The following is a 25,006-nucleotide window of genomic DNA, read 5'->3' as shown; positions in this document are numbered from 1 at the left end:
GCGATGAAAAAACGACTTTTGACCCTGCTGCTCGCGCTGGCGCTCGCGGTGTCGCTGGCGCTGCCGGCCGCCGCCGCACAGATGCCGGTGGAGGTGTCGAGCGCGCTGGAGCTGGCGCAGGCGATGGCCGAGCCGGTGCCGGCGCGCGGCCGATTCCGCTCCCGCGCCGCCGCGGCCGAGCCCACGCGCGTGGTCGCCTTCGCGCCCGCGCTCGCGGACGGGTACGGCGCGGACCGCGTGCTGCATCTGGCGGCGTGGCAGGAGTACGTGCTCGAATTTTCCGACGCGGCGGCGGCGCAGCGCGCGCTCGCGCGCCTGCGCTCCGACCCCGATGTGACGGACTGCTTTCTCGATGAGGCGGTCACGGCGGACGACACGCTCGCCGGCCTCTGGGACGAGACGGCCAGCCGCTCCTGGGGCGGGCACGAAATGGGCCTCACGACGCTGCGCCATCAGGCGGACGTGCTCCTGCCGGCCGGCCGCCGCGCGACGGTCGCCGTCATCGACACGGGCGCGGAGGTCTCGCACCCGCTGCTCGCGGGGCGCGTGTCGGCCCGCAGCTATGACTTTGCCGACAACACGGCCGACGTGACGGACGTCAACGGCCACGGCACGGCCACGGCCGGGCTCATCGCCGACCTCACACCCGACGAGGTGGACGTGATGGTCCTGCGTGTGTACGGCGACGACAACCTCTCGAAGCCGTCGCGCGTGCTCACGGCGCTCGAGTACGCGCTGGAAAACGGCGCGACCGTCGTCAACATGAGCATTGGCTGGCCGAACGCCATCGAAAAGGGCTACTCCTTTTTAAATAGTGTCCTCGCGCAGGCGTATGCCGCGGGCGTCGTCGTCGTCGCGGCGGCGGGCAACCTCAGCCGGAGCAACCCCACCGCGAACGCGGACGATGTCTATCCCGCCAATCAGGCGCAGGTGCTCACGGTCTCGGCCGTGGACCGCAGCCGGACGTTTGACGATACCTATTCGGCCTCCGGCGCGTCGGTCGATCTGTGCGCGCCGGGCACGGGCGTCGCGGTCGCGGCGCTCTCCGGCGGCATGACGGTGCGCAGCGGCACATCGTTTGCTGCGCCCCATGTCGCGGCGGCGGCGGCCTGCGTGCAGCTCGCGCAGCCGGGCGCTACGGCCGCGCGCGTGCGCCGGACGCTCTGCGACTATGCCGAGGATCTCGGCGTGCCCGGCCGCGACGATCAGTACGGCAACGGGTTTCCGGTGCTCACGCAGTGCTTTCACGACCGGCTGTGTCCGGGGCGGCGCTTTGCGGACATGCCGGACGCGGACGCCTGGTCGCACGCCGGGCTGGACTACTGCATCGCGGCGGGACTGATACACGGCATGACGCCCGTCACCGTCGCGCCGGAGGCGCTTGCCACCCGCGCGCAGGTCGTGCAGCTGCTCTGGGCGGCGGCGGGCAGCCCGAAAACCACCGGCACGATGCCGTTCTCGGATGTGGCGCCCGGCGCGTGGTATTATGACGCGGTGCACTGGGCGTATCGGACGGGGCTCGTGTCCGGTACGTCGCCCACGACGTTTACCCCCGACGCCGCCATCACGCGGCAGGACTTCACGGTCATTCTCTACGCGCAGGCCGGCCGCCCGGCTATGATCGGCACTGCGCTCGCGGCCTTCCCGGACGCGGGCCAGGTCGCGGGCTATGCCTACGCCGCGCTCACCTGGGCGGTCGAGCAGGGGCTGATCGGCGGCGTCGGCACGCCGTCCGGCCCGCAGCTCGCGCCGCGCGGCTATGCCACCCGCGCCCAGGTCGCAAAGATCCTCATGGGCTACTATGACAAATAAAAATGACAGCAAAACTCCGCCCCCGCTTCCGGATCGGAAGCGGGGGCGGAGTTTGCTATTATCAGCGGGCCGCAGCCCCTCCAACGAGCGCCCGGCGCAGCGGGGCTCGTTTGCCCACGCTTATTCCTCCGGCGCGGGCTCCTCGGTCACTTCGACCTCGATGTCCTCCGGCTCGACGACCTCGGCATCGACGGTGTGCAGATCCGGCGCGGGGCGGTACTCCTTAGCGGCGGCGCGCAGCTCGTCCATCTGCGCCTCCAGCTCGGCGACGCGCGCGTTGGCGTCCGTCACCTGCTGGCAGAGCTCGGCGAGGAAGGCGTCGGCCGTGTCGCGGTAGTTTTCGTAGTACAGGCGGCCGATCTCGGTGTACGTGCGCTTGACGCGCTCGAGCTCGGCGTTGCAGTCCACGGTCATGCGCGTCATGCGCGAGGCGTACTTGGCGCGGTCGCCCACGGCGTGGGCAGCGCCGGCGACCTTGTCGCGCATCTCGTCGCTGACGACCTTGTTGGCGGCATTGGTCACGGTTTCACCGGCCTTGCCGGCCGCGTCGACGACCTTGTTCTTCAGGCTGTTGAGCATATCATGATAATCTTTCATGGGAAAAAACCTCCTTGAAATATGAAACTGCAAATGGTTTATGCATCCGGCTGCCCGCCCGCGCCGCGGTCAACATAGCGCGGTGCGTGCCGGAGCTTGCCGGTGTAAAACAGCGCGAGCACGACGGCAGCGGCGGCCGCCGACACCCCGGCCAGCAGCTGGCTGACGCGGATGCCCGTGCCGGCAATGTACAGGCTGTCGGTGCGCAGGCCCTCGATGAGCGCGCGGCCGATGCCGTACCACACGGCGTAGAGCAAAATGAACTCGCCGTCAAACCTCCGCTCGTGCTTTTGAAACCAGAAGTGTAGCAGCAGAAAGCCCACGAAGTTCCACAGGCTCTCGTAGAGAAACGTCGGATGTACGTACACGGTCTCCCGGCCGGGGAGCGTGAGCCCCATGCGGGAGAAGGCCGTGGTCTCGCGGCCGAAGGCTTCGCGGTTGATGAAGTTGCCCCAGCGGCCGATGCACTGCCCGATGAGCAGGCCGGGCGCGCACACGTCCGCCATCGCGCCGAAGGGGATCTTCTTTTTCCTGCACCAGATGATGCCGGTCAGCAGCCCCGCGATCACGCCGCCGTAGATGGCGAGTCCGCCCTCCCAGATCTTGAGCGCGTCGATGGGGTGGCCGCGGTAGTCGCTCCACTGGAAGATGACGTAGTACAGCCGCGCGCCGATGATGGCCAGCGGGATCATCCAGATGAGAAAGTCATAGAGCGTGTCCGGCTCGATGCCGCAGCGGCGGCAGTGCCGCGCGCAGTAGAGCATCGCCAGAATGAAGCCCACGGCGATGATCACGCCGTACCAGTAAAACGTGCGGCCGAAGAGCGTGAACGACGCGCTGGGGTCGATGCTCCAGCTGCCGAGCAGGGGAAAGCTGATGGCGGCGTCACGCATCATCGTCGGCATCATCCTCGCCTCCCTTCGGGGCAACGACCGAGAGCGCCAGGCGCTCGGGCGCGAGCGTCTCGGTCAGCCACTTGGCGCACTCCGCCGCCGTGATCTCGCCGAGCAGCGGGAAGGCGTCCATGTGCTCGTACCCGCCGAAGAGCCCCTCGGCCATGGCGATGCACACATCGTCGAACCGGTCGAGCCCGCGCAGCCAGCCGCCGTACACGGCGCGGCGCGCCCGCTCGAAGGCCGGGCCGTCAAAGCCGTCACGCGCGATCTGCGCGACGGTCTCGCTCACGCGCGCGCACACGGCGTCGGGGTCCTTGCTCTCGCCGCCGAGTACGGCCATGGCGATCGGGCCGCAGTAGTCCGCGCTGCAGCCGAAGTCGTCGCCGAGCAGCCCCGCGCGGTAAAGATCGTTGTAAAACGCCGTCGCCTCTCCGAAGGCGGCCTGCAGCGCGAGCTCCGCCGTGAGCGTCTGGCGCAGGCGGGCCTCGCCCTTTTCCGCCGGGCGGAACTTCGCGCCCAGCAGCATCTGCGGCGCGGACACCGCGAGCTCCACGCGCATGCGCGCCTGCGCCGGCGTCATGTCCTCCGGCGCGCCGTGGTCGGCGGCCGGGACGGGAGAGAGGTCCGGCGGCAGGATCTCCGCCGCGATGGCGGCCACGCGCTCGGGCGTGTCCTGACACACGGCGCACAGCACCATGTTCGACGGCGCGTAAAACGCGCGGTGGCAGGTATAGAGCGTCTCGGGTGTGATCTGCGCGATGCTCTCGACCGTGCCGGCCACGGCGTCGCGTGCCCCGTCGCGCGCAAGCAGGCAGCGCATGAGGTCGCGCCACACGGCGCGGTCGGGGTCGTCCTCGCCCATGTGGATCTCCTGAGCGATGATGCCCTGCTCCTTGGCCACGCTCGCGTCGGTGAAATACGGCGTCGAGACAAAGCGCAGCAGCGTGCGCAGGTTATCCTCAAACCGGTCTGTGCAGGAAAAATAGTAGGCCGTCATGTTCGTGGACGTGAAGGCGTTCGGGTCTGCGCCGTTTTCGCTCAGCGTCAGCAGCGCGTCCGACCCGTCGGGCATGTCAAAGAGCTTGTGCTCGAGATAGTGCGCCACGCCGGCGGGCGTGTCCGTCCACGTGTCATTTACGCGAAAGCGCCGGTCCGCCCCGCCGTAGCAGGTGGCAAACACGGCGTAGCTGCGCTGAAAGTCGGGCTTACACAGCACGCGCACGCGCAGGCCGTTCGGCAGCGTCGCCGCCCAGACGTTTTCGGGTCGTTCATTCGTCATCGGCAGTCTCCTCCGTTCCCTTGAGCAGATACACACAGTCGCACACGACGCCGGCGGCGATGTCCGTCACGTCCGTGCGCGTGACCTCTTCCACGAGCGCGGCCATCTCGGCCGGGTCGATGTCCAGCCCCTGCACCGTGCGGTTGAGCCAGTACCACGCCAGCGCGTCGGGCGCGTCGGCCGTGGCGCGCAGGTCGCTGGCCACGCTGCGGATGGCGGAGCGCAGCTCGCCGTCCGTAAAGTCGCCGGTGCGCACGGCGTCGAGCTGCGCCGTGATCTCGGCGAGCGCGCGCTCGTAGTTTTTCACGTCGATGCCGCTCGTCACGGTCAGCAGGCCCTTGTGCGTGCTCAGGCGCGAGCCGACGTAGTAGCACAGGCTGAGCTTCTCGCGCACGTTCAAAAAGAGCTTGGACGTGACGCAGCCGCCGTAGAGGGCGTTAAAGACGAACAGCGCCGGGATGTCCGGCTCGGTCATGCACGCGCCGAGACGGTAGCCCACGGCGAGCTGCCCCTGCGCGACCGGGAGCGTCTCGGTCACATAGCGCGGCTCGGCTTCGAGCGCGTTCATGCGGATGTCCGTGCCGATGTCCTCGTCGATCTCGCCGCGCGGCATCGTCGAGAGCACGTCCGTGAGGATGCGCGCGACGCGCCCGCCCTCGAGCGAGCCGCAGTAGAAGATCTCCACGGGGCTCGTCGAGAGCACGTCGTGGTAGCGCATCGTGAGCTTGCGGTAGTGGATGCGCTCGGCGTCCGCCTCTTCGCCGAGACGGGGCACGGCGTAGTCCTCGCAGCAGCACATGTGGGCGTACAGCCGCTCGATGGCGTAGGCGCGCTTGTTGTTCATGCCGGCGCGGATGCGCTCGAGCAGCTTCTCACGCTCGCTGTCCACGATATCCGGCCGCAGCAGGCCGCCGCGCGTGTTCGGGTGCAGCAGCAGGTCTGCCACGTCGGCCGCGAGCCGGGGGAAGATCTCCTCGCCCACCGCGCCGTCGTCGGCAAACTCGGCCTCGAAGCCCACGGCCTGGATCTCGCCGAGCTTGCGCACGCTCGGCGTGATGCTCGCGCCGTAGAGGTTCTCGAGCTCGGCCGCGATCGTCTCCAGATCGGGCAGGCGCGTGCTGCCGCGCCGCAGCACATACGGCAGCACGGCCGTGCACGCCGCCGTTTCTCGCCGCAGCTGCGTCAGCAGGTTCACGCTCAGCCACGCGGTCTTGAACTTGTCCGTGCGCAGGGCGGTCAGCCACACGCCGGGGAGAATTTCCGTGCGGATGCGTTCCATAAGATACGCTCCTTTCGCCTATGGTGTGTCCATATTTTTTGAATACTTTATTATATCACGCCTTACCTATCTTGGGAATAGGGTTTCGGGCGCTTTTTGCCGATGCCGCCGCCGTCGTAGGGCGTATTGTCCACGGTCACGCCGTCGGGCCGCAGGCGGATGGTGTGCAGCAGACCCGCTCCGTCGCGCCAGCGCACGGTACACTCCGGCCAGCCGGCCGGCAGGTGCGGCTCGGGGTAGAGCACGCCGCCGCGCAGGTGCAGCCCCAGCAGATCTTCCGCCGCGATGCGCAGGTACCACCCCGCCGCGCCCGTGTACCACGTCCAGCCGGCGACGCCCGCGTTGTCCCCGCCCGCAATGTCGGCCGCGAGCACGTACGGCTCGCCCTCGTAGCGCGCGGGGTCGTGCGCCGCGGGCAGCACGGCGTGCAATATTTCTGCGCCCTCGGCCGTGCGGCCCGTGCGCAGCAGCGCCATGGCCAGCCACAGCGCGCCGTGGGTGTACTGCCCGCCGTTTTCGCGCAGGCCCGCGCCGTAGCTGCGCACGTAGCCCGTCTCGGGCGTGCGCCGCGTGATGGGCGGGTCGAACAGCCGCACCACGTTGTGCTCCCGGTCGAACAGGTGCTCCACCGCGCTCGTGAGCGCCGTGTGCACGCGGCCGGGGTCGGCGTGCGTGTCGAGGGCGGCAAACGCCTGCGCGATCGCGTCGATGCGGCACTCGCCGCACGCTTCCGAGCCGAGCGGCCGCCCGTCGTCATAGTACCCGCGCCGGTACCACGCGCCGTCCCACGCTCCCTCGGCCGCGCGCGTGCAGTGGTCGGCGGCGAGCGCGAGCTGTTCGGCCGCGTGCCCGCCCACGAGGGCGGCAAATTTCCGCGCCGTGATGGCAAAAAACCACGTCAGCCACACGCTCTCGCCCCGGCCCTGCGCGCCCACGCGGTCAAAGGCGTCGTTCCAGTCGCCCGTGCCGATCAGCAGCAGCCCGTGCGCGCCCACGCCGCGCGCGAGCACGCGCATCAGCGCCCGGCGGCAGTGCTCGAGCACCGTGCCGGTCTCCGCACTCACTTCGAGCGGCTGGTAGCGGTCGTGCTCGTTTTCCTCCAGCTCCTCGCCCGCGAGGAAGGGGTACTCGGCGCTTAAGATCTCGGCGTCGCCGGTCTTTTCCACGTACTCGCACACCGCCCACGGCAGCCACAGCAGGTCGTCCGAGATGCGCGTGCGCACGCCGTGCTCGGGTCCCGTGCCCGCGTGCCACCAGTGGCACACGTCCCCGGCGGCGAACTGGTGCGCGCACGCGCGGCCGATCTGCTCGCGCGCAGGCGCGCTGTCGAGCAGCAGGAGGTTCACCGCATCCTGCAACTGGTCGCGGAAGCCGAACGCGCCGCCGTTCTGGTACAGGCTCGTGCGCGCGAGCAGCCGGCAGCACAGCGTCTGGTACGCGGCCCAGCCGCCGAGATAGCGGTTCATGTCCGCGTCCGGCGTCGTCATCCACAGGCGCGACACCGCGCCCAGCCACCGCTCGCGCGTTGCGCGCAGGGCGTGCGCGGCCTCATCCGGCTGCGTCAGGCGCAGGAGATTCGCGCGCGTGTCGCACCCGCAGACGATCACGCCCTGCCGGTCGATCACGCCCTCGAGCGCGAAGCAGGGGCTCAGCCCCGCACCGGCACGCGCGTCCATCTGCCCGCGCAGGAACGAAAACCGGTCGCACGTCCAGCCCGTGAGCGGCATGCCCGCCGCCGCGCAAAAGAGTTCGGGCGCGTCCGCGCGCACGTTTTCTGCCGTGAACAGCCCGTCGGCGTATGCCGTCACGACGGCGGGGGCGTCCGCGTCGCGCCCGGCGCAGACGAGGTCAGTGTGCCACGTGATGCGCGCGCGCCCCGCGCACTCGATGAGCAGCACGCGCGCGTCCGCGTCCTCGGGCACGAACGCCGTCACGCGCACGGACATGCCGTCCACGCTGCGCTCCCACGCCGCCCAGCCGAAGCCGTACTCCACCCGCGAGCGCCCGTCGTCGTCAAAGAGCGACACCGCGCCCGCGCGCGATGCCATGCGCAGCGTCTCCGTGCCGCGCAGCACCCACGGGTCGCATAGCCAGCGGTTGATGCGCCTGGTGTGCGCGTTGCGGTGCCACATGTGGCCCGTGCCCGCGTCCGTGGCGAGAAAGCCGAAGCGCCCGTTTGTCAGCACCTGGCTCCACGCGCGCGGCGGCAGCCCGGTGAAGGACACCGTGCCGTCGTCGTCCCAGTGCACGTCGCTGCCCGTGGACAGATACCGCCGGTCGCCCGGCGGGGGCAGCAGCGGCAGCGTGCAGCGCGTGCGCGCCATGCCGGGGCGGATGGCCGCGGCCGCCGCCACGGCGGGGAAGGCTTCCTCCGGCACGAGGTGCACGCCGCCGGGCGCGCCGAGCGTGTGCGCGAGGTCGAGCGCCGCGAGCCACCCGCGCACCTTTCCGGCCGTCGGCTGCCGGTAGTCCCCGCCGTCGCCGCTGCGCAGCGCAAGGTCGCACGCCACGCCCAGCGCGCGCAGCAGTGCCCACTGCCGCACCACGCCGCGCTCCGCCTGCGCGCACCACACCGGCAGGTCGCCCGAGATGCCCTGCGCCCAGAGCGCCGGGCGCTCGAGCTGCCCGGGCGCTGCGTCCGCCGCCACGGCCGGAAACAGCAGGGGAGAGACCGCCGCCATCGCGCCGTCGAGCTCCGCGCCCGTCATGCCGTACTGCGCGGCGAGCTCTGCCGGCAGCGCCGCCGCCATCGCCGGCGGCAGCACGAGCGCGCGCTGCGCCGCCGTGAACGCATCGTCCTCGCGCGCGCCCACGCCGAGCGCAAAGCGCACGCGCCACGGCGTGTCCGGCGCTGTGTGCACCGGCACGCTCAGCTCCACGCGCCCCGCGCGCAGCCACCCCGGCACCGGCCCTTCGGCCCGCCACGTGCCCGGCCGGTCGCACGCGGCGCACAGCCACGCCTCCGGCTTCTCGCCGCGGCCGAGGTGCCGCAGCAGCAGCGCGTCGCGCCGCAGCACGCTCTGAAAGCCCAGCCGCGCGAACGCCGGGTGGTTGACATAATCCTCCCACGGTGCGAGCACGGCCTCGAACACGAACCGCACCGTGCCCTCAATCCCGCTCGGGGACGAGAGCGTCAGCGCGCGCACCTCGCCGTTGGCGCGGCCGGGCACGGTCAGCGTCTGCACGGCGGTCACGTCCCCGTGCCGGGCGGTGAACTGCGCTGCGCGCACCGTAAAGCGCCACTGCGCGCCCGCGGCCGTGCCCGGCAGCAGTGGGCCGGAGAAATCGTCCGTCTCCAGCCGCACGACCGGCCCGGCGGCGGGGTCTGCGCGCGTGCCGCGGCGGCAGACGCTCAGCGCGTGCCAGCGCGCGAAGCTCTGCCCGGCCTCCGATACGGCGAGGCAGTACGTGCCGTTGGAGAGCAGCGCGCAGCGCGGGGCTTCGGCGTCGATGCCCGTGCCCTCGGCCGCATAGTCCGGCAGGGCGCGGCGGCGCGCCTTTTCGGCCGGCTGTTCTGCGCGCCGCCGCAGCGCCGGCGCACCCAGTGGCAGCCGCTCGGACAGCAAGGTCGCGTGCGCGCGCATGGCGGGGTCGGCGAAAAACCACCGCCGCACCTGATCTCCGCACAGCGCGTTGCACGCCGCCAGCAGGCTCATGCCCTGATGGTGCGCCATCACGCAGCGCACGATCTGCCCGCCGCCGCCCGTGCGCGCGCGGGTGCAGTCGAGCGCGTCGAAAAATCCGTGCTGCCCCAGCAGTCCGAGCGCCGCGAGTCTGCGCAGGTTGCGCATCGCCGCGCGCGGCTCGACCGCCAGCGCGAGAAAGCTGCTGTACGGCGAGAGCACCAGTTCCCTGTCCATGCCCGGCTGCAGGGCCAGCGCCGCGCAGCCGTGCGCCTTGTAGCGGTAGCTCAGCGCGCTGTCGAGCGCGAAGTACGCGCTCTCCGACACGCCCCACGCCTGCCCCGGGCGCACGCGCCGCCGCTGCACGTAGAGGCAGAATTTCGCGCTCTCCCACAGCAGCGAGTCGCGCACCGGCGGCAGAAACAGCTCCGGCATCAGGTACTCGAACATCGACCCCGACCACGACACGCAGCCGCGGTAGTGGTCTTTCTGCACCTGCGCGCGCGACAGGGCGCGCCAGTGCTCGCGCGGCACGTCGCCCCGCGCCACGGCGAAGTAAGACGTCAGCCGTGCCTCGCTTGAGAGCAGATCGTAATAGCTCTCCGACCATTTGCCGCTGCCGGTGTCGATGCCGATGTGCATCAGCCGCCGCTGCGGGTCGTAGAGCGGGCCGAAGTCCATGCCGTCGCAGAGCATCTGCGCCCGCGCCGCAAGCTCGTTCTGCCCCCAGCCGCGCAGGGCGTTCGCCGCCGTGAGCAGGGCGGCGGCGCAGTTGCCGCTGTCCACTGTGGACACGTACAGCGGCGGCATCGGCCGCAGCGTGCACGTGTGATACCAGTTGTAAAAGTGCCCGTTCCAGCGGGGTAATTGCTCCATGGTCGTGAGCATCCGCTCCGCCAGCGCCAGCCCCTGCCCGTCGTCGATGCCCAGCGCGTGTGCGCCGAGGGCGGACACGAGCGCGAGCCCCATGTTCGTCGGCGACGTGCGGTGCGCCGTGCCGGTCGGCGGCTGGGACTGCACGTTGTCCGGCGGCAGGTAGTGATCCTCGGCCGTGCAGAACGTCTCGAAATACTGCCACGTCGCCTTCGCCCAGCCCAGCAGCTCCCGCTGCGCCGCGCGCGATAGCGGCGCTGCCCCGGCCGCGTTCGGCGCGCCGAGCGCCGCCAGCACGAAGGGACTGAGCATCCACACGATGCCGGCGGCCAGCCCCGTCGGGCTCGGCGTCAGGACGGCCGTGAGCAGGCCCAGCGCGCTCGCCGGCCAGAGCGCGCGCCAATATGCGCCCAGCCCGTCGCGCCTGCCCGCGCGCTGCGCCGCCGTCTGCCACTGCAGGAGGTTTCGGTGCGACACGGCCATGCGCCACAGCGCCGTCACGATGGCGGAGGTGTTCAAAATTGCCTCCCACGGCAGCAAAATCAGCCGCAGCACCGTCTGCGCCACGGCGCTGGCCAGCCCGTGCAGCACGTCGCTGTGGTAGCGCACGCGCGTGTCCGCCGGGTGCACGATCGGCTGGCCGAGCGCGCGGATCAGCCCCTGCGCCAGCGCCAGCAGCGCCGCATACGCCGCCAGCCGCAGCCCCGGCCAGCGCAGCACGCAGCCGAGGAAGATGGAAATCCACGTCGCCGGGGCGACGAGCGACCGCCGCAGGTTGTCCGCCAGCCGGAACCGGTCGATCGGGTGCAGCGCCCGCCCGCGCCGGGAGAAGATCCACGGCGCGTTCTGCCAGTCGCCGCGGATCCACCGGTGCGCCCGCGCGCCCCAGGCCAGCGGGGCGGCGGGGAAGGTGTCCGTCAGCTCCACGTCGCCGAGAAAGCCGCCGTGCAGGTACGCGCCCTCGAGCGCGTCGTGGCTCAGCACGCGCCCTTCGGGGATGACCCCGCCGCCGCAGCAGTCGAGCAGCGCGCGCACGTCGAGAATGCCCTTGCCCGGAAAGCCGCCGCGGTCAAAGCAGTCCATATACAGCTCCCCGCACGCGCCGCCGTAGGGGTCGGCGCCGCCCGGCCCTGCGAACACGCGCGCCCAGTCCGTGGCGTTCGCGCTCTGCAGCTCGGTGGCCATGCGCGGGTGCAGCAGGCCGTAGCCGCGCGTGACCACGCCGCGCTGCGCATCCACCACGGCGCGGTTGAGCGGGTGGAGCATCGCGCCCACGAGCGCGCGCGCCGCGCCGGGCGTCAGGCGCGTGTCGGCGTCGAGCGTCAGCAGGTATACCGTGCCGCTCAGGCCCGCCGCGTCCCCGGCGGCGCACTGCAGCGTGCCCGGCCGGTCGAGCACCAGCCGCGCCAGCTCCAGTAATGCGCCGCGCTTGCGCTCCCACGCGCTCCATTTCCCGTCGGGGGTCTGTACGCGAGGGCGTGTGAAGAGATAAAACCGGCTGCCCCAGCGCGCGTTGAGCGCCTCAATCTCCTCGCGCGCCGCGCGCAGGATGGCGGGGTCAATGGGCGCGTGCGCCATGTCCGCCTCCGGCAGGTCGGCCAGCAGGCCGAACGTGAGCTGCCCGAGCGCGTCGCGGTTGCAGAGGTAGTATTCCTCCAGCCGCGCGCAGAGCGCGTGCGCGTCGGCCGGGGAGGTCAGCAGCGCCGCGATGACGCACAGCGTCCGCCCCTCCGGCGGGATGCCCCGGCGCAGCGCCAGCCGCGGCACGAAGCGCGGCTTCGTCACGCGCAGCAATACTGCATCGAGCAGGCCCTTGACTACCTCCGACACCGGGATGAGCAGCAGCACCGCGCCCGATACGCTTTTCGTGGCAAAGCCCAGCAGCAGCGACAAAAACAGCGTCCCCACCACGACGGCCGCGATGTACCACCCGCCGTCGCGGCGACGTTCCGGCGCGCCGAGCACCTCGCGCAGCAAAAACCAGCCAACGTGCCGCCGCGCGCCCTCGCTGCGCTGCGCGCGCGCGAGCACGTCCTCGGCGATCTCGATCTCCGTCCGGCCCGTCCGCCGCGCCAGCCGCGCCACGGTCTGCCGGTAGTGGGCGCGCGTGGCCGCGTCCATCGCGGGGTAGACGCCCACCGGGTCGCGCGCGAGGATGCGCCCCACGCGGTCGCACCGCTCGGCGAGCATGCCCCACGCCGCCGTGCCGAGCGCGCGCAGCGACGTGAAGAGCGCTGGCGCGGCCGCGCTGCCCCCGGCATAGCTCTCCGCCAGCGCGCACACCACGGCCGCCTGCAGCCCCGGCACGAGCAGGGCAAGCTCCGCCGTCTCGAGCGGCAGCGCGTCCTGAAACCCCTCCAGATACGCCTCCGCCGCCTTGACCGTCAGCGCCTCCCCGCACGCGCGCAGCAGCCCCGCGCAGCATACGCCCAGCGCGGTCTGCCCGCCGGATGCGCGCACGCGCGCGTGCCGCAGAGCGGCCACGGCATCGCCCGCCGCGGCGCAGGCAAAGCTCCGGTTGTCGTGCAGCCACTGGCCGTTCGGCGTCTCGGGCGTGACGGCGCGCGCCATGCGCGCGAGCGTTTTTGCCGCCCGGCGGATGCGCCCGGTGTCCGCGCGCCGCCGGCTGGTCACGGTCAGGGCGAGGGCGTCGCGCTCGCCCTGTGCGCGCAGGGCGGCAGTGTTGGCTTCGGCCATGAAGATCCCTCCAGAAACGGTTTGCAATACCGGAATTTTTCCCATCCGGCGCGAGAACTATGCGGTGACAAGAAAAAATACTTGACACCCGCGCGGAATGCGCGTATACTACTCGTGCTGTAAAGGAAAAATGGTTTACAGCGAGGAGGGACCCCACCATGCCGGACGAGACCGTGTGGCGCACGATGCTGTTCGATTTTTACGGCGATCTGCTCACGGACAAGCAGCGGGAGTATTACGACCTCCATTATAATCAGGACCTCTCTCTGGCGGAGATCGCCGCCAGCAGCGGCATTTCGCGTCAGGGCGTGTGGGACAACATCCGCCGCGCGGACGCCGCGCTGCGCGATACGGAGGCCCGGCTCGGCCTGGTGCGGCGCTTCGCTGCGCAGCGCACGGCCGCGGCCGCGCTGGAGGATACGCTCACGAAGCTGCGCGACACCGTCGGCGGCGACGCCCGGCTGCTGGCCGAGCGGGCGCTGCGGCAGCTTCAGGATCTGAAAGGATAGATACCATGGCATTTGAATCCCTGTCGGACAAGCTGACCGAGGCGTTCAAACGCCTGCGCGGCAAGGGCCGGCTCACGGAGGCCGACGTGAAGGAGGCCATGCGTGAGGTCAAGCTCGCGCTGCTAGAGGCGGACGTGAACTTCAAGGTCGTCAAGGACTTTGTGCGCAAAGTGACCGAGCGCGCCACGGGCGCGGATGTGCTCGAGAGCCTCTCGCCCGCGCAGATGGTCATCAAGATCGTCAACGAAGAGCTCACCGCTCTCATGGGCAGCGAGAACCAGAAGCTGAACATCAGCTCCCAGTCGCCGAGCGTCGTCATGCTCGTCGGCCTGCAGGGCGCGGGCAAGACGACCAACGGCGCCAAGCTCGCCGGCCTCATGCGCAAGCAGGGCAAGCACCCGCTGCTCGTCGCGTGCGACGTGTACCGTCCCGCGGCCATCCAGCAGCTTGAGACCGTCGGCCGCCAGCTCGACATTCCCGTGTTCCAGATGGGGCAGGGCGACCCGGTCGAGATCGCCAAGGCCGGCATCGAGCACGCGAAAAAGCACGGCAACGACCTCGTCTTTCTCGACACGGCCGGCCGCCTGCACATCGACGAGGCGCTCATGACCGAGCTGCAGAACATCAAGGCCGCCGTCAACCCCGCGGAGATCCTGCTCGTCATCGACGCGATGATCGGCCAGGACGCGGTGGCGACCGCGCAGGCCTTTGACGACGCGCTCGATATCACCGGCGTCATGCTCACGAAGCTCGACGGCGACGCCCGCGGCGGCGCCGCGCTGTCGATCAAGGCGCTGACCGGCAAGCCCATCAAGTTTGCCGGCATCGGCGAGAAGCTTGACCAGATCGAGCCCTTCCACCCCGACCGTATGGCCAGCCGCATCCTCGGCATGGGCGATGTGCTCACGCTCATCGAAAAGGCCGAGCAGAACCTCGACCAGAAAAAGGCCGAGGAAATGGCCGAGCGTCTGCGGCAGAACCGCTTCACGCTCACGGATTATTACGACCAGCTCCAGCAGATCAAGGGCATGGGCTCTCTGCAGGACATCGCCGGCATGATCCCCGGCATGGACGCCAAGGCCCTCTCGGGCGCGAACGTCGACGAGAAGGCCATGGGCCGCATCGAGGCGATCATCCAGTCCATGACCCCCGGCGAGCGCGACAACCCCGCCATCTTAAACTCCAGCCGCAAAAAGCGCATCGCGGCGGGCGCGGGCACGAGCGTGGTCGAGATCAACAAGCTGCTCAAGCAGTTCGAGCTCATGCAGCAGCTCGTGCGTCAGATGTCCGGAAACAGCAAGGCCATGAAGCGTATGAAGCGCGGCGGCCGCGGCGGACTCGGCGGGCTGGGCAATCTGTTCGGCGGCGGCGGCCGTCCGTACGGATTCTAAATTGGTTCCAAGCTCCCGCAGGGAGCTGGAGATACAGAGAACTTTGATGGAGGTGAAGATACATGGTCAAGATCAGACTTCGCAGAATGGGCGCCAAGAAGGCCCCGTACTACCGCATCGTGGTGGCGGACTCCCGTTTCGCACGCGACGGCAGATGCATTGAGGAGATCGGCACGTACGATCCGCTGAGCACGGATAAGAAGATCGTCGTCGACGCCGAGCGCGCCAACTACTGGCTCGCCAACGGTGCACAGCCGACGGATACCGTTCGTGTGCTGCTCAAGAAAGCCATCGCAGCGGAATAAGGAGAGACCCCAAAGATGAAAGAGCTTCTGACCTATATTGTGCAGAACCTCGTGGAAAAACCGGACGAGGTCTCTGTGACCGAGCGCGAGGCCAACGGCGAGACCGTGTTTGAAGTGCGCGTCGCCGACGGCGATATGGGCAAGGTCATCGGCCGTCAGGGCCGGATCGTCAAAGAGATCCGCATCCTGATGAAGGCCGTCGCCCAGAGAAAGGGCAAGAAAGTCTCCGTGGAGATCATGGATTGACGCAGGAAACGCGCTGCACCCGTGCAGTGCGTTTTTTGCACCTACACCCAAAAAGGGGGACAACCAACGATGCAAAAACCGTATCTGGAGGCAGGAAAGATCGTCAACACGCACGGCGTGCGCGGCGAGGTGCGCATCCAGCCGTGGGCGGATGACGCGGCGTTCCTGCTCGGCTTCCGGACGTTTTATATCGACGGCGCGCCCGTGCACGTCGCGCACAGCCGCGTGCACAAGGGCATGCTCGTCGTGAAGTTTCAGGGCGTGGACGATGTCAACGCCGCCATGACGCTGAAAAACCGCGTCGTGTCCATCGCGCGCGCGGACGTCACGCTGCCCGACGGGCAGTATTTCCAGCAGGACCTGCTCGGCATCGCTGTCGAGACCGACACGGGCGAGACCCTCGGCACACTGCGCGAGATCCTGGACCTGCCGCGCGGCAGCGTCTACGTCGTGCAGGGCGACCGCGAGGTGCTCATCCCCGACCGGCCGGAGTTCGTGCGCAGCATCGACCCCGCCGCCGGGCGCATGGTCGTGCACCTGATCGAAGGGATGTGAGCGCGTGCGCATCGACATTCTCACCCTCTTTCCCGACACGATGCGCGCCATGCTCGGCGAGAGCATCCTCGGCCGGGCGCAGGCGCGCGGCCTGCTCGATATCCGCTGCCACCAGATCCGCGACTATACCGAAAACCGGCAAAAGCAGGTCGACGACTATCCCTACGGCGGCGGCTGGGGGCAGGTCATGATGGCGCAGCCGCTCAAAAGCTGCCTCGACGCCGCGCTCGCGGACAGCACTGTGCCCAAAGCGCGCCGCCGCGTCATTTACCTCTCCCCGCAGGGGGCGACGTTCACGCAGGCGAAGGCCCGCCAGCTCAAGGCCGACTATGACCAGCTCGTGCTCGTCTGCGGCCACTATGAGGGCGTGGATGAGCGCTTCATCGAGGCGTGCGTGGACGAGGAGCTGTCCATCGGCGACTTTGTGCTTACGGGCGGCGAGCTCGGCGCGATGGTCGTCACGGACTGCGTCTGCCGCATGGTGCCGGGCGTCCTGTCGGACACCGAGTGCTACACCGGCGAGAGCCATTGGGCCGGCCGGCTCGAGTACCCGCAGTACACCCGCCCCGAGACGTGGGAGGGCCGCACCGTGCCGGAGGTGCTGCGCGGCGGCAACCACGCGGAAATTGAAGCCTGGCGCACGCGCCAGAGTCTGGAGCGCACGCTCACAAAGCGGCCCGACCTCTTCCAACAGACGCCCCCGACGCCGGACGAGCAGCGCCTGCTCGATAAGATCCGGCGCGACCGCAGCCGCCCGCAGCTGACAGAGCCGCCCGTCTGCCGGATAGCAACGGAGGACGACCTCCCGGCCATCCTTGCCATCGCGCAGCAGGCGCGCAACTATCTGCGCCGCCACCGCGTTGACCAGTGGCAGGGCGCGTATCCGAACGAGGACACCTTCCGCGCCGACATCGCGGCCGGCACGTGCCATGTGCTCACGTATCAGGGTGCGGTCGCCGCCGTGTTTACGCTCACCTTCGCGCCCGAGCCTGCTTATGACGCGCTCACGGACGGGCGCTGGCGCTCGGATCGGGAGCACGCCGCCGTGCTGCACCGCAACGCCGTCAGCGCCGATTGGCGCGGTACGGGCCTGTCCGACCTGCTCATGCAGGAGGTCGAGCGGCTCGCGCGTGAAAGCGGCGCGCACGCCGTGCGCGTGGACACGCACCGGCACAACGGCGCGCAGAAAAAGCTCCTCGAGCGCCACGGCTACCGCTTCTGCGGCAACATCCTCTGCGATGAGCCGGGGCGCGATCCGCGCCGTCAGGCGTTTGAAAAGCTGCTGAAGTGAGGGCCTGCGTATGAATCTGACAAATCTCACGGACATCCGCGCGCTGCTCGCGCGGCACGATTTCCGCTTTTCCAAGTCCCTGGGGCAGAACTTTCTCACCGCCGCGTGGGTGCCGGCCGACATTGCCGACGCCTCCGGCGCGGACGCGCGCACCGGCGTGCTCGAGGTCGGCCCGGGTATCGGCTGCCTGACCGAGCAGCTCGCGCAGCGCGCCGGGAAGGTCGTCTCCGTCGAGCTCGACGAGCGCCTGCGCCCCGTGCTGGCCGAGACGCTTGCGGGGTATGAAAACGTGGAGCTCGTCTTTGGCGACGTGCTCGCGCTCGACCTGCCGCAGCTGGTGGCCGAGCGCTTCGCCGGCCTGCGCCCCGTCGTGTGCGCGAACCTGCCGTATAACGTCACGTCGCCGCTGCTCACGGCGTTTCTCACCGCCGGCTGCTTCGACACCGTCACCGTCATGATCCAGCGTGAGGTCGCGCGCCGCCTGTGCGCCCGGCCCGGCACGGCGGATTACGGCGCGCTGACCGTGTTCGTCCAGTGGCACGCCGAGCCGGAGCTGCTCTTCGACGTGCCGCCGCACTGCTTTGTCCCCGCGCCGAAGGTCACGAGCACCGTCGTGCGCCTGCGCGTGCGCAAGTCCCCGCCCGTTGCGGTGCAGGATGAAAAGCTGCTGTTCACCGTCGTGCGCGCGGCGTTCAATCAGCGCCGCAAGACGCTCGTCAACGCGCTCTCGGCCGGCGTGCCCGGCTGTGACAAGGCGCGCGCCGCCGCGGCTGTCGCCGCCTGCGGGCTCGATGCGCGCGTGCGCGGCGAGACGCTCAGCCTGGCCCGGTTCGCCGCCCTGAGCGACGCGCTCGGCAGCGAGCTCGGCAATGGCGCAGGTTGACATAACGAAATGAAACAGGCCGTTCCATATCAGGAACGGCCTGTTTTCTATGCATTTATGTTGATTTATAGTTTACATAATGCAGCGCACCGAACGCACAGCAAACAACCGGCAGCGATGTTGGAAAGCGGGAAAGCCCGAGGGGGCAACGCCCGCCTTGGGTGAGATCGTGCATCGCCTTTGGCGCTGCCTTCTCCTTGCCGAGAGGGTGCTGAGCGCAGCGAAGCGGATGCGGTGGAAAGGTTCTTTCACTGCCAGTGCCGCCGGTGTTGCCCATCCATCCCCGCATACCGCCCGCCATCCCCGCATACGCTGGTAGCAAACCAGAACCGGGAGGGGAGCCTATGCCATACGAGGACAAGAAGGCCGCGCCGCAGCGCCGGCCGCACGCGGTCACGCTCGACGAGCGCAGCCATCTGACCGTCACGGGCGTGGACGAGGTCGTGCGCTTCGACGACACGGAGGTCTCCATGCGCACGTCGCGCGGGATGCTCACCGTGCACGGGGAGGGGCTGCGCGTCGGCCGCCTTGCGATCGACACGGGGGAGCTGGCCATCGACGGCGCGTTTGACGCGCTCGACTACACGGAGGAGACGGCGTCCGGCGGCGGCTTCTGGTCGCGCCTGTTCGGCGGATGAGCCTGCACCCGCTCGCCCAGCTCGGGCAGGTGGCGCTGGCGCTGGGGCTCGGCGCGGCGCTCGGGCTGCTGTTCGATGTGCTGCGCGTGCCGCGCCGCCATGCGCGCCGGGCCTTTCTCCGCGCGGTGCTCGACGCCGTGTTCTGCCTGGCGGTGGGGCTGACGGTGTTCGCCTTCGGCATGGCGGCCGGCTCGGGGCAGGTGCGCCTGTTCATGTTTCTCGCCATCGCGGCCGGCTGGACGGGCTACTTTGCCTGGGTCAGCGGACAGGTTTTGCCGCCGCTGGAGCAATTTTCCCGCCGCTGCGCGCAAAAAACGCGCCAATTTGCCGCCCCCGGACAGAAATTTGCAAAAAAAGTTTGGATTTTTGCAAAAAAACGCTTCCAAAATCGCCGCAGATGTTTTAGAATAGACTGTATTACTGGAAGCAGATACGATCCGGGGGGAGGTTCTGCAGACTGTGAAATTCAAAAAGGCAAGCATCTTTACAACGCTGGTCATCGCGGTGCTGATGGTGTACGCGCTCATCAGCCTGTTTGTGGTGCACCGGCAGACCCGGCAGCTTCAGGATCGCGCGGCGACGCTGCAGCAGCAGGTGTCCGAAATGACCCAGGCCAACGCCGAGCTGCAATATCAGATCGACCACAGCGAGGACGACGACATGATCGAGTCGGTCGCGCGCGAAAAGCTCGGTCTGGTCAAGCCCGGTGAAAAGATTTTTTACGACACGAGTGATTGAGCAAGGAGAAACGAACCGTATGCAGGTGGAAGTCGGAGCAGTTGTGGAGGGTACCGTCACCGGTATCACGAAGTTTGGCGCGTTTGTGAGCCTGCCGGACGGCAGGAGCGGTCTGGTGCACATATCCGAGATCGCCAACACCTACGTCAACGACGTCAACGAGTTTTTGAAGCTGGGTGATCAGGTGAAGGTGCGCGTGCTGGCCGTGACGCCGGATGGGAAGATCAATCTGTCCATCAAGAAGGCAGAGCCCGCGCCCGAGCGTCCGAACAACCGCCCGATGCACGGCGGCCGCCCGGGCGGCAGCCGCCCGAATCATAACGGCGGCGCACCGCGCGCCGCGCGCCCGAACAACCGTTCGGCCCAGCCGGCGGGACAGGTCAGCGGCCCGAGCGGGGACGCTGCGTTTGAAGACCGGCTCAAGCAGTTCATGCAGGAGTCGGACAGCCGCATGGCCGGCAACCGCCTCTACAGCGACCGCACGCGCGGCCGCCGCCGCGGCAGCGGCCGCGGATAAAACCAAAGACGGCATCAGGCCCCACTGCGTTTGCAGTGGGGCCTTTTTCCGAAGGAAGGAGCCCATCATGCAGGTCTACTTGAGTGAACACATCGCGCCGTCGGCCTATGCCCGGCTCGCGCGCCATTTTGAGATCGTGGACAATTTCGACCACCCCGAGCAGCTCGCCGCCATGATTATCCGCCGCGCGGTCGTGCCGCGCGCGGTCATCGCGCGCGCGCCGAACCTGAAGGTCATCGCCATGCACGGCGTCAGCCGCGACACGATCGACACCGCTGCTGCCGCCGAGTACGGCGTGCCCGTGCCGAATGTGCCGGGCCTCGGCGCGCCGGCCGTCGCGGAGCTGGCCGTGGCGGATCTGCTGGCGCTTAACCGGCAACTGAAATTTGTCAACAACGGCCTGTGTGCCGGCCGCTTCGACCACTTCGGCGCGGAGGAGTTTGTGTGCCACGAGATGACCGGCCGCACGCTCGGCCTCGTCGGCACGGGCAACATCGCCCACCGCGTGGCGGACATCCTGCGCGCGGCGTTCGACGTGCGCGTCCTGTGCTGGAATCCGCGGCGCACGGCCGCCGAGTGCGCCGCCTGGGGCTATGAGCAGGTGGCGACGCTGCCGGAGCTTTTCCGCCGTTCGGACTTCGTGAACGTGAGCATCACGCTCTGCGATGCCACGCGCGATCTCATCAACGCGCCGGTGTTTGCCGCCGCGAATCCGGACCTGCTGCTCGTCAATACTTCGCGCGGCGGCATCGTCAACGAGCACGATCTCTATATCGCCCTCACCACGGGGCAGATCCGCGCCGCGGCGAGCGACGTGTTCGTGCACGAGCCCCCGGCGTGTGATGACCCGCTCATCCATCTGGATAACTTTATCGCGACCTTCCACATCGGCGGCAGCACGTATGAGTCGCTCGAGCGCGTGAGCAACCGCGCCGTGGACTACGTGTTCGAATATACCGGCGTGCCCGAGCAGAAGGAAGTCATAGGATCCTGACGGGGTCTCCCCGGTGTAAGGGCCGCGGCAGAAAGCCCCGGAGCATTTCTGCTCCGGGGCTGCTGCAAACCAGATCAGTCGATCGGCATGGTCAGAGAGTTTGCGATCTCCTGCACGATTTCCTGTGCTTCGTACTCCTTGCAGATGCCGAGAATTTTCGCAGTCAGTTCCAGAGCGCCATACAACATAGTCTGTTTACCCCTTTCGTCAGATTTCCAATGCCGCCGCACACATTCGGCGACACCGGATGGTTGATATTACCGGTTACAAGGCCACAATACCCGAAAAACAGGAAAAACGCAACGGACAAATAACGAAGAATGTAACGTTTAGATGAAATTCGCAACTGTTTGTCATTTTTCCAGTACCACCGGCGGCTGCAGCCGTTTTCTGTGCGCTTCGATGCTGCGGGCTGTGTAGGGCACGCGGGAAGCATCCGTTTTTCCGACAAAAAAATCCCGGAGCCGAAGCTCCGGGATTTTCCTATGCTGTTTTTACATGGCGAGCCAGTTCGGCAGCGCATCGGAGATCGCATCAACGATCGCCTTCGCCTTGTCCTCACCGCACTTGCCGAGGATATCGGAAGCGATGCCAAGACCAGTCTGAATAAGACCCATGTTACTTTACCCCTTTCGTAAGATTTCCAACGCCGTCCCACACAATAGACGACATCGGATGGTTGGTATTGCCGGTTACAAGTGCATTATATGCAAGAAACGGCCAAAACTCAATGGACACATGCCCACGATGTGTAACAAATTGATTGAATTTGTCATGAACTTTGATGTCAAATTGTTGTCAAATGCAATTGCCGTTCTGCTGCTCGCTTTTTCGACTCCGATATGGATACCTGCGCGCCGGTTGCCGGGTTTCGCGGCCAAAATCGGCGTTATGGAAACCATTTTTCCACATTGCCAACAGACTTTTCAACATAAATGCGGTGCAATTAACGATGTTATGTAAACAAGCCGCTGTTTCCCATGGCCTTTCCCGGCCCTCCGCGGCGGCTCTGCCGGCCGGGCACACCTGTCCGCCGCAGCCGCACATTTTTGCCTGCCCGCGCTGTCCCGCACCGCGCGCTCCGCTCGCTCCGTCTGCCCGCGCTGCCTGCATCGCACCATCCTGCACCGCGCCGCCCTGCACCGCGCTGCGCGCCCCACACACCATCCCACACCGCGCGCAAAAGCCCCGGGAGCGTTCGCTCCCGGGGCGGGGTGCTATGGGGCGGCAGTGCCGGCTCACGCGCCGATGAGCTGGCAGTAGCGCATGATGATGGTGGCCGTCTGCGCGCGCGTGGCGCTGCCATTCGGGTCGAGGTAGTCCAGGCCGTTGTCGTGCGCATTGCCCTGGATGAGGCCATTGCCGACGGCCCAGGACATCGCGGCGTAGGCCCAGTTGGCCACACTGTCGGCATCGGGGAAGGCGCTGATCGGCGCGGCGTTCCCGGTGAATTCCGGCGCGTACTTGACCGTGTACCGGTACAGGAACGTGACCAGCTGCTGGCGCGTGATGGCGGCGTTGGGCGTGAACATAGTCGCGCTCGTGCCGGAAGTGACGTCGTTGTAGTACGCCCAGGCGACGGCGTTGTAGTACCACGCGCCGGGGGCGACGTCGGTGAACGGCAGGTAGTAGTAGCTGTAGTCGGTCTGATTGCCGGAGAGGTTATAGAGGATCTTCACGATCTGTGCGCGCGTGCAGGCCGTGTCTGGCGAGAACGTGCCCGCGCCGACGCCGTTCATCAGCCTGTTGCGCACGCAGTAGTCGATGCCCTTGTGCGCCCAGTAGTCCGGCCCGGCCACATCGTGCAGGCCGTAGCTCGGGCAGCTCGGGCCGCCGGTGCAGGTGCTTGCGCCTGTGGCGGGGATGGTCTCCTCGCGGATATCGCCGCAGACGGTGCAGGTGTAGGTGCGCACGCCGGGCGTGGTCTCGGTCGGCGCGGTGGTCACGGTGCCGTTGTCCCACTTGTGGCCAGCCGCGTCGGTCAGGTTGCGCCGTTCGGTCGCGCCGCAGCCGCTGCAGGTGTAGAGGTCATAGCCGCCGTCCGTGCACGTGGGGGCGAAGGTTTTGGTGAACCGGTAGTCGTGCGCGCCCGTGGCGGGGATGGTCTCCGTCCGGGTCTGGCTGCAGACGGTGCAGGTGTAGGTGCGCACGCCGGGGGTGGTCTCGGTCGGGGCGGTGGTCACGGTGCCGCCGTCCCACTTGTGGCCGGCCGCGTCGGTCAGGGTGCGCCGTTCGGTCGCGCCGCAGCCGCTGCAGGTGTAGAGGTCATAGCCGCCGTCCGTGCACGTGGGGGCGACGGTTTTGGTGAACTTGTAGTCGTGCGTGCCCGTGGCGGGGATGGCCTCCGTCCGGGTCTGGTCGCAGCCGCTGCAGGTGAAGGTGCGCACGCCGGGCGTGGTCTCGGTCGGGGCGGTGGTCACAACGCCGTTGCCCCAGACGTGCGCGCCGGTGGGCGGGAGCTCTCTGGTCGAGATGACCTCACCGCAGTTGGAGCAGCTGGTGTCGACGCGGCCGGCCTCGCCGCAGGTGGCGGGCACGGTGTTTTCCGTCGTGCCGTAGTCGGTGTGCGTGCACGCGCCCTTGTCGCTGACGGTGTAGCCCTGCCACTTGCCGTCCGCGTCGAGCGTCCAGTTCATGGCGGGGTTGTAGTGGATGGTGACGGTGGCGGGCTCAAAGCTGTGCGCTTCCGAGTTGCCCGGCTCGACCGCCGGGGCCGCGCCATAGCAGCGCACGTCCTTAAGCGCGGTGCAGCCAGTGAAGGCGTTGTAGCCGACATGCGTCACCGTGCCGGGCAGGTCGATGTCGGCCAGCGCGGTGCAGCCGCGGAAGCAGTCCTCGGGGATGGTGCTCACGCCCGCGGGAATGGTGACATCCGTCAGCGCGGTGCAGCCGGTGAAGGCGGACGCGCCGATCTCGGTCACCGTCTCGGGGATGGGCGCTGCGGTGAGCGCCTTGCAGCTTTCAAATGCGAGATCGCCGATGGCAGTCACGGTGCCGGCGTATTTGACGTTCAGCAGCTTCGTGCAGTCGGCAAAGCACTTGCCGGGCACGGCCGTGATGGCGGCGGGCAGAGTGGTGTTCGTGAGGCTGGCGCAGGAGTCGAACGCGCCGCGGCCGAGGCTCTGCAGCCCGTCGGGCAGCGTGACGGCGGTCAGGCCGTTGCCCGCGAGACCGAAGTCGCCGATCCCGGTCACGCCCTTGGGGATGGACATGCCCGTGAGTTTGGAGCACATGGCGATGCCGTAGCGGCCGATGCTCGTCACGCTGTCCGGCAGCGTGACCTGCGTGGCGGCCGGCAGGAAGAACAGCGCGTAGTCGCCCACGTTCGTGACGCCGTCTTTGATGACGACCTTTTTCAGCTCGCCCTCCAGCTTGAAGTTGCCGAAGCTCGTGAGCATACCCAGCGCCTCATAGTTCCACCACGGGGCGAGGTTGCCGTTGGGAAAATCAAAGTCGGGCATGGCGCCGGTGCCGGAGATGGTCAGCGTCTTGCCGCTGAGCACGCCCGTGGAGACCTCCCAGTGCAGGCAGTTGTTCACACCGAAGTCGCCCTCTGTGGCTGAGTTCGCAAAGCTGCTGAGAATGGCATCCGTGTCGAGATCCGGAATCTCAAACTCCTCCTTGAGCTGCTCGATCTTCTCCTTGATGAGCTTCTCGGCGATCTCCTTTTTCAGATCGTCGATTTTGCCGGCCGATGCGTTCACGGTCAGGCCGGAGAACAGCCCCACGACCAGAACGAGACACAGTGCCAGCGAGAGCACGCGCTTTTTCATCCTTTGTCCTCCTTTGTTGTGATGTATGTGTACAACCGTAATACCTATCTGTCGAAAATATACCATATGCCTGGGAAAGCGTGCAATGGGGATCGCCGAAAAAACGTTTT

Annotated in this window: 20 protein-coding genes and 1 pseudogene; 13 read left to right on the top strand and 8 right to left on the bottom strand. The window is 68.1% G+C overall.

What is annotated here, in order from left to right:
• Positions 1–3 precede the first annotated feature (3 nt).
• Positions 4–1,812, top strand: coding sequence for a S8 family serine peptidase (locus tag OGM61_00580; protein UYI84598.1), 1,809 nt, complete (start codon positions 4–6; stop codon positions 1,810–1,812).
• A 120-nt stretch (positions 1,813–1,932) separates the two neighbouring features.
• Here OGM61_00580 and OGM61_00575 read toward each other — a convergent pair whose 3' ends face one another.
• The 5 genes from OGM61_00575 to OGM61_00555 all read right to left on the bottom strand — a co-directional run bounded on the left by OGM61_00575 (position 1,933) and on the right by OGM61_00555 (position 13,056).
• A complete protein-coding gene (locus OGM61_00575) occupies positions 1,933–2,409 on the bottom strand; it encodes a hypothetical protein (protein UYI84597.1) in 477 nt (158 codons plus the stop codon).
• A 38-nt stretch (positions 2,410–2,447) separates the two neighbouring features.
• Positions 2,448–3,314, bottom strand: a complete 867-nt coding sequence (gene lgt / locus OGM61_00570) for a prolipoprotein diacylglyceryl transferase (GenBank protein ID UYI84596.1) — start codon at positions 3,312–3,314, stop codon at positions 2,448–2,450.
• A complete protein-coding gene (locus OGM61_00565) occupies positions 3,295–4,584 on the bottom strand; it encodes an insulinase family protein (protein ID UYI84595.1) in 1,290 nt (429 codons plus the stop codon). The genes lgt and OGM61_00565 overlap by 20 nt, the downstream gene beginning before the upstream one ends.
• Positions 4,574–5,863 carry an insulinase family protein gene (locus OGM61_00560; GenBank protein UYI84594.1) on the bottom strand — a complete coding sequence of 430 codons (1,290 nt, stop codon included), beginning with the start codon at positions 5,861–5,863 and terminating at the stop codon, positions 4,574–4,576. The genes OGM61_00565 and OGM61_00560 overlap by 11 nt, the downstream gene beginning before the upstream one ends.
• Before the next feature lie 62 nt (positions 5,864–5,925).
• Positions 5,926–13,056, bottom strand: a complete 7,131-nt coding sequence (locus OGM61_00555; protein UYI84593.1) for a hypothetical protein — start codon at positions 13,054–13,056, stop codon at positions 5,926–5,928.
• A 158-nt stretch (positions 13,057–13,214) separates the two neighbouring features.
• Here OGM61_00555 and OGM61_00550 point away from each other — a divergent pair, with 158 nt between their 5' ends.
• The 9 genes and pseudogenes from OGM61_00550 to OGM61_00510 all read left to right on the top strand — a co-directional run bounded on the left by OGM61_00550 (position 13,215) and on the right by OGM61_00510 (position 18,874).
• Positions 13,215–13,565 (top strand): YlxM family DNA-binding protein, encoded by a 351-nt coding sequence (locus OGM61_00550; protein ID UYI84592.1) that lies wholly within the window; start codon positions 13,215–13,217, stop codon positions 13,563–13,565.
• Between the two features lie 5 nt (positions 13,566–13,570).
• Positions 13,571–14,956 (top strand): signal recognition particle protein, encoded by a 1,386-nt coding sequence (gene ffh / locus OGM61_00545; protein ID UYI84591.1) that lies wholly within the window; start codon positions 13,571–13,573, stop codon positions 14,954–14,956.
• A gap of 62 nt (positions 14,957–15,018) precedes the next feature.
• On the top strand, positions 15,019–15,261 hold the full coding sequence (gene rpsP, locus OGM61_00540; GenBank protein ID UYI84590.1) for a 30S ribosomal protein S16: 243 nt from the start codon (positions 15,019–15,021) through the stop codon (positions 15,259–15,261).
• Between the two features lie 15 nt (positions 15,262–15,276).
• Positions 15,277–15,507, top strand: coding sequence for a KH domain-containing protein (locus OGM61_00535; GenBank protein UYI84589.1), 231 nt, complete (start codon positions 15,277–15,279; stop codon positions 15,505–15,507).
• Positions 15,508–15,576: 69 nt separating this feature from the next.
• Entirely contained in the window at positions 15,577–16,062 is a 486-nt protein-coding gene (rimM, locus tag OGM61_00530; GenBank protein UYI84588.1) for a ribosome maturation factor RimM, read from the top strand.
• A gap of 40 nt (positions 16,063–16,102) precedes the next feature.
• Positions 16,103–16,798 (top strand): annotated as a pseudogene (trmD, locus tag OGM61_00525) (tRNA (guanosine(37)-N1)-methyltransferase TrmD).
• 195 nt (positions 16,799–16,993) lie between these two features.
• Positions 16,994–17,353: a GNAT family N-acetyltransferase gene (locus tag OGM61_00520; GenBank protein ID UYI85600.1), complete on the top strand. Its 360-nt coding sequence runs from the start codon at positions 16,994–16,996 to the stop codon at positions 17,351–17,353.
• 10 nt (positions 17,354–17,363) lie between these two features.
• Positions 17,364–18,236: a 16S rRNA (adenine(1518)-N(6)/adenine(1519)-N(6))-dimethyltransferase RsmA gene (gene rsmA / locus OGM61_00515; GenBank protein UYI84587.1), complete on the top strand. Its 873-nt coding sequence runs from the start codon at positions 17,364–17,366 to the stop codon at positions 18,234–18,236.
• 344 nt (positions 18,237–18,580) lie between these two features.
• Positions 18,581–18,874, top strand: coding sequence for a sporulation protein (locus OGM61_00510; GenBank protein ID UYI84586.1), 294 nt, complete (start codon positions 18,581–18,583; stop codon positions 18,872–18,874).
• Here the strand turns inward: OGM61_00510 and OGM61_00505 are convergent.
• Entirely contained in the window at positions 18,817–19,344 is a 528-nt protein-coding gene (locus OGM61_00505; GenBank protein ID UYI84585.1) for a hypothetical protein, read from the bottom strand. The genes OGM61_00510 and OGM61_00505 overlap by 58 nt on opposite strands.
• Here OGM61_00505 and OGM61_00500 point away from each other — a divergent pair.
• The 3 genes from OGM61_00500 (at position 19,334) to OGM61_00490 (ending at position 21,123) form a co-directional block, all read left to right on the top strand.
• Positions 19,334–19,612 (top strand): septum formation initiator family protein, encoded by a 279-nt coding sequence (locus OGM61_00500; GenBank protein UYI84584.1) that lies wholly within the window; start codon positions 19,334–19,336, stop codon positions 19,610–19,612. The genes OGM61_00505 and OGM61_00500 overlap by 11 nt on opposite strands.
• Before the next feature lie 19 nt (positions 19,613–19,631).
• A complete protein-coding gene (locus OGM61_00495) occupies positions 19,632–20,129 on the top strand; it encodes a S1 RNA-binding domain-containing protein (protein UYI84583.1) in 498 nt (165 codons plus the stop codon).
• Between the two features lie 67 nt (positions 20,130–20,196).
• Entirely contained in the window at positions 20,197–21,123 is a 927-nt protein-coding gene (locus tag OGM61_00490) for a 3-phosphoglycerate dehydrogenase (protein UYI84582.1), read from the top strand.
• 494 nt (positions 21,124–21,617) lie between these two features.
• On the opposite strand, the gene OGM61_00485 is transcribed toward OGM61_00490, so the two are convergent.
• Both OGM61_00485 and OGM61_00480 read right to left on the bottom strand, forming a co-directional pair.
• The gene (locus tag OGM61_00485) at positions 21,618–21,740 is read right to left on the bottom strand and encodes a hypothetical protein (GenBank protein ID UYI84581.1); all 123 of its coding nucleotides are present in this window, start codon (positions 21,738–21,740) and stop codon (positions 21,618–21,620) included.
• A gap of 621 nt (positions 21,741–22,361) precedes the next feature.
• Positions 22,362–24,896 carry a leucine-rich repeat protein gene (locus OGM61_00480; protein ID UYI84580.1) on the bottom strand — a complete coding sequence of 845 codons (2,535 nt, stop codon included), beginning with the start codon at positions 24,894–24,896 and terminating at the stop codon, positions 22,362–22,364.
• Between the last annotated feature and the right edge of the window lie 110 nt (positions 24,897–25,006).

This window comes from Clostridiales bacterium (assembly GCA_025757645.1).
In the GTDB taxonomy this organism is placed as follows: Bacteria; Bacillota; Clostridia; order Oscillospirales; family Oscillospiraceae; genus CAG-103.
Note: the sequence above shows the minus strand (reverse complement) of the source record. Positions and strands in the feature narration are given on the sequence as shown.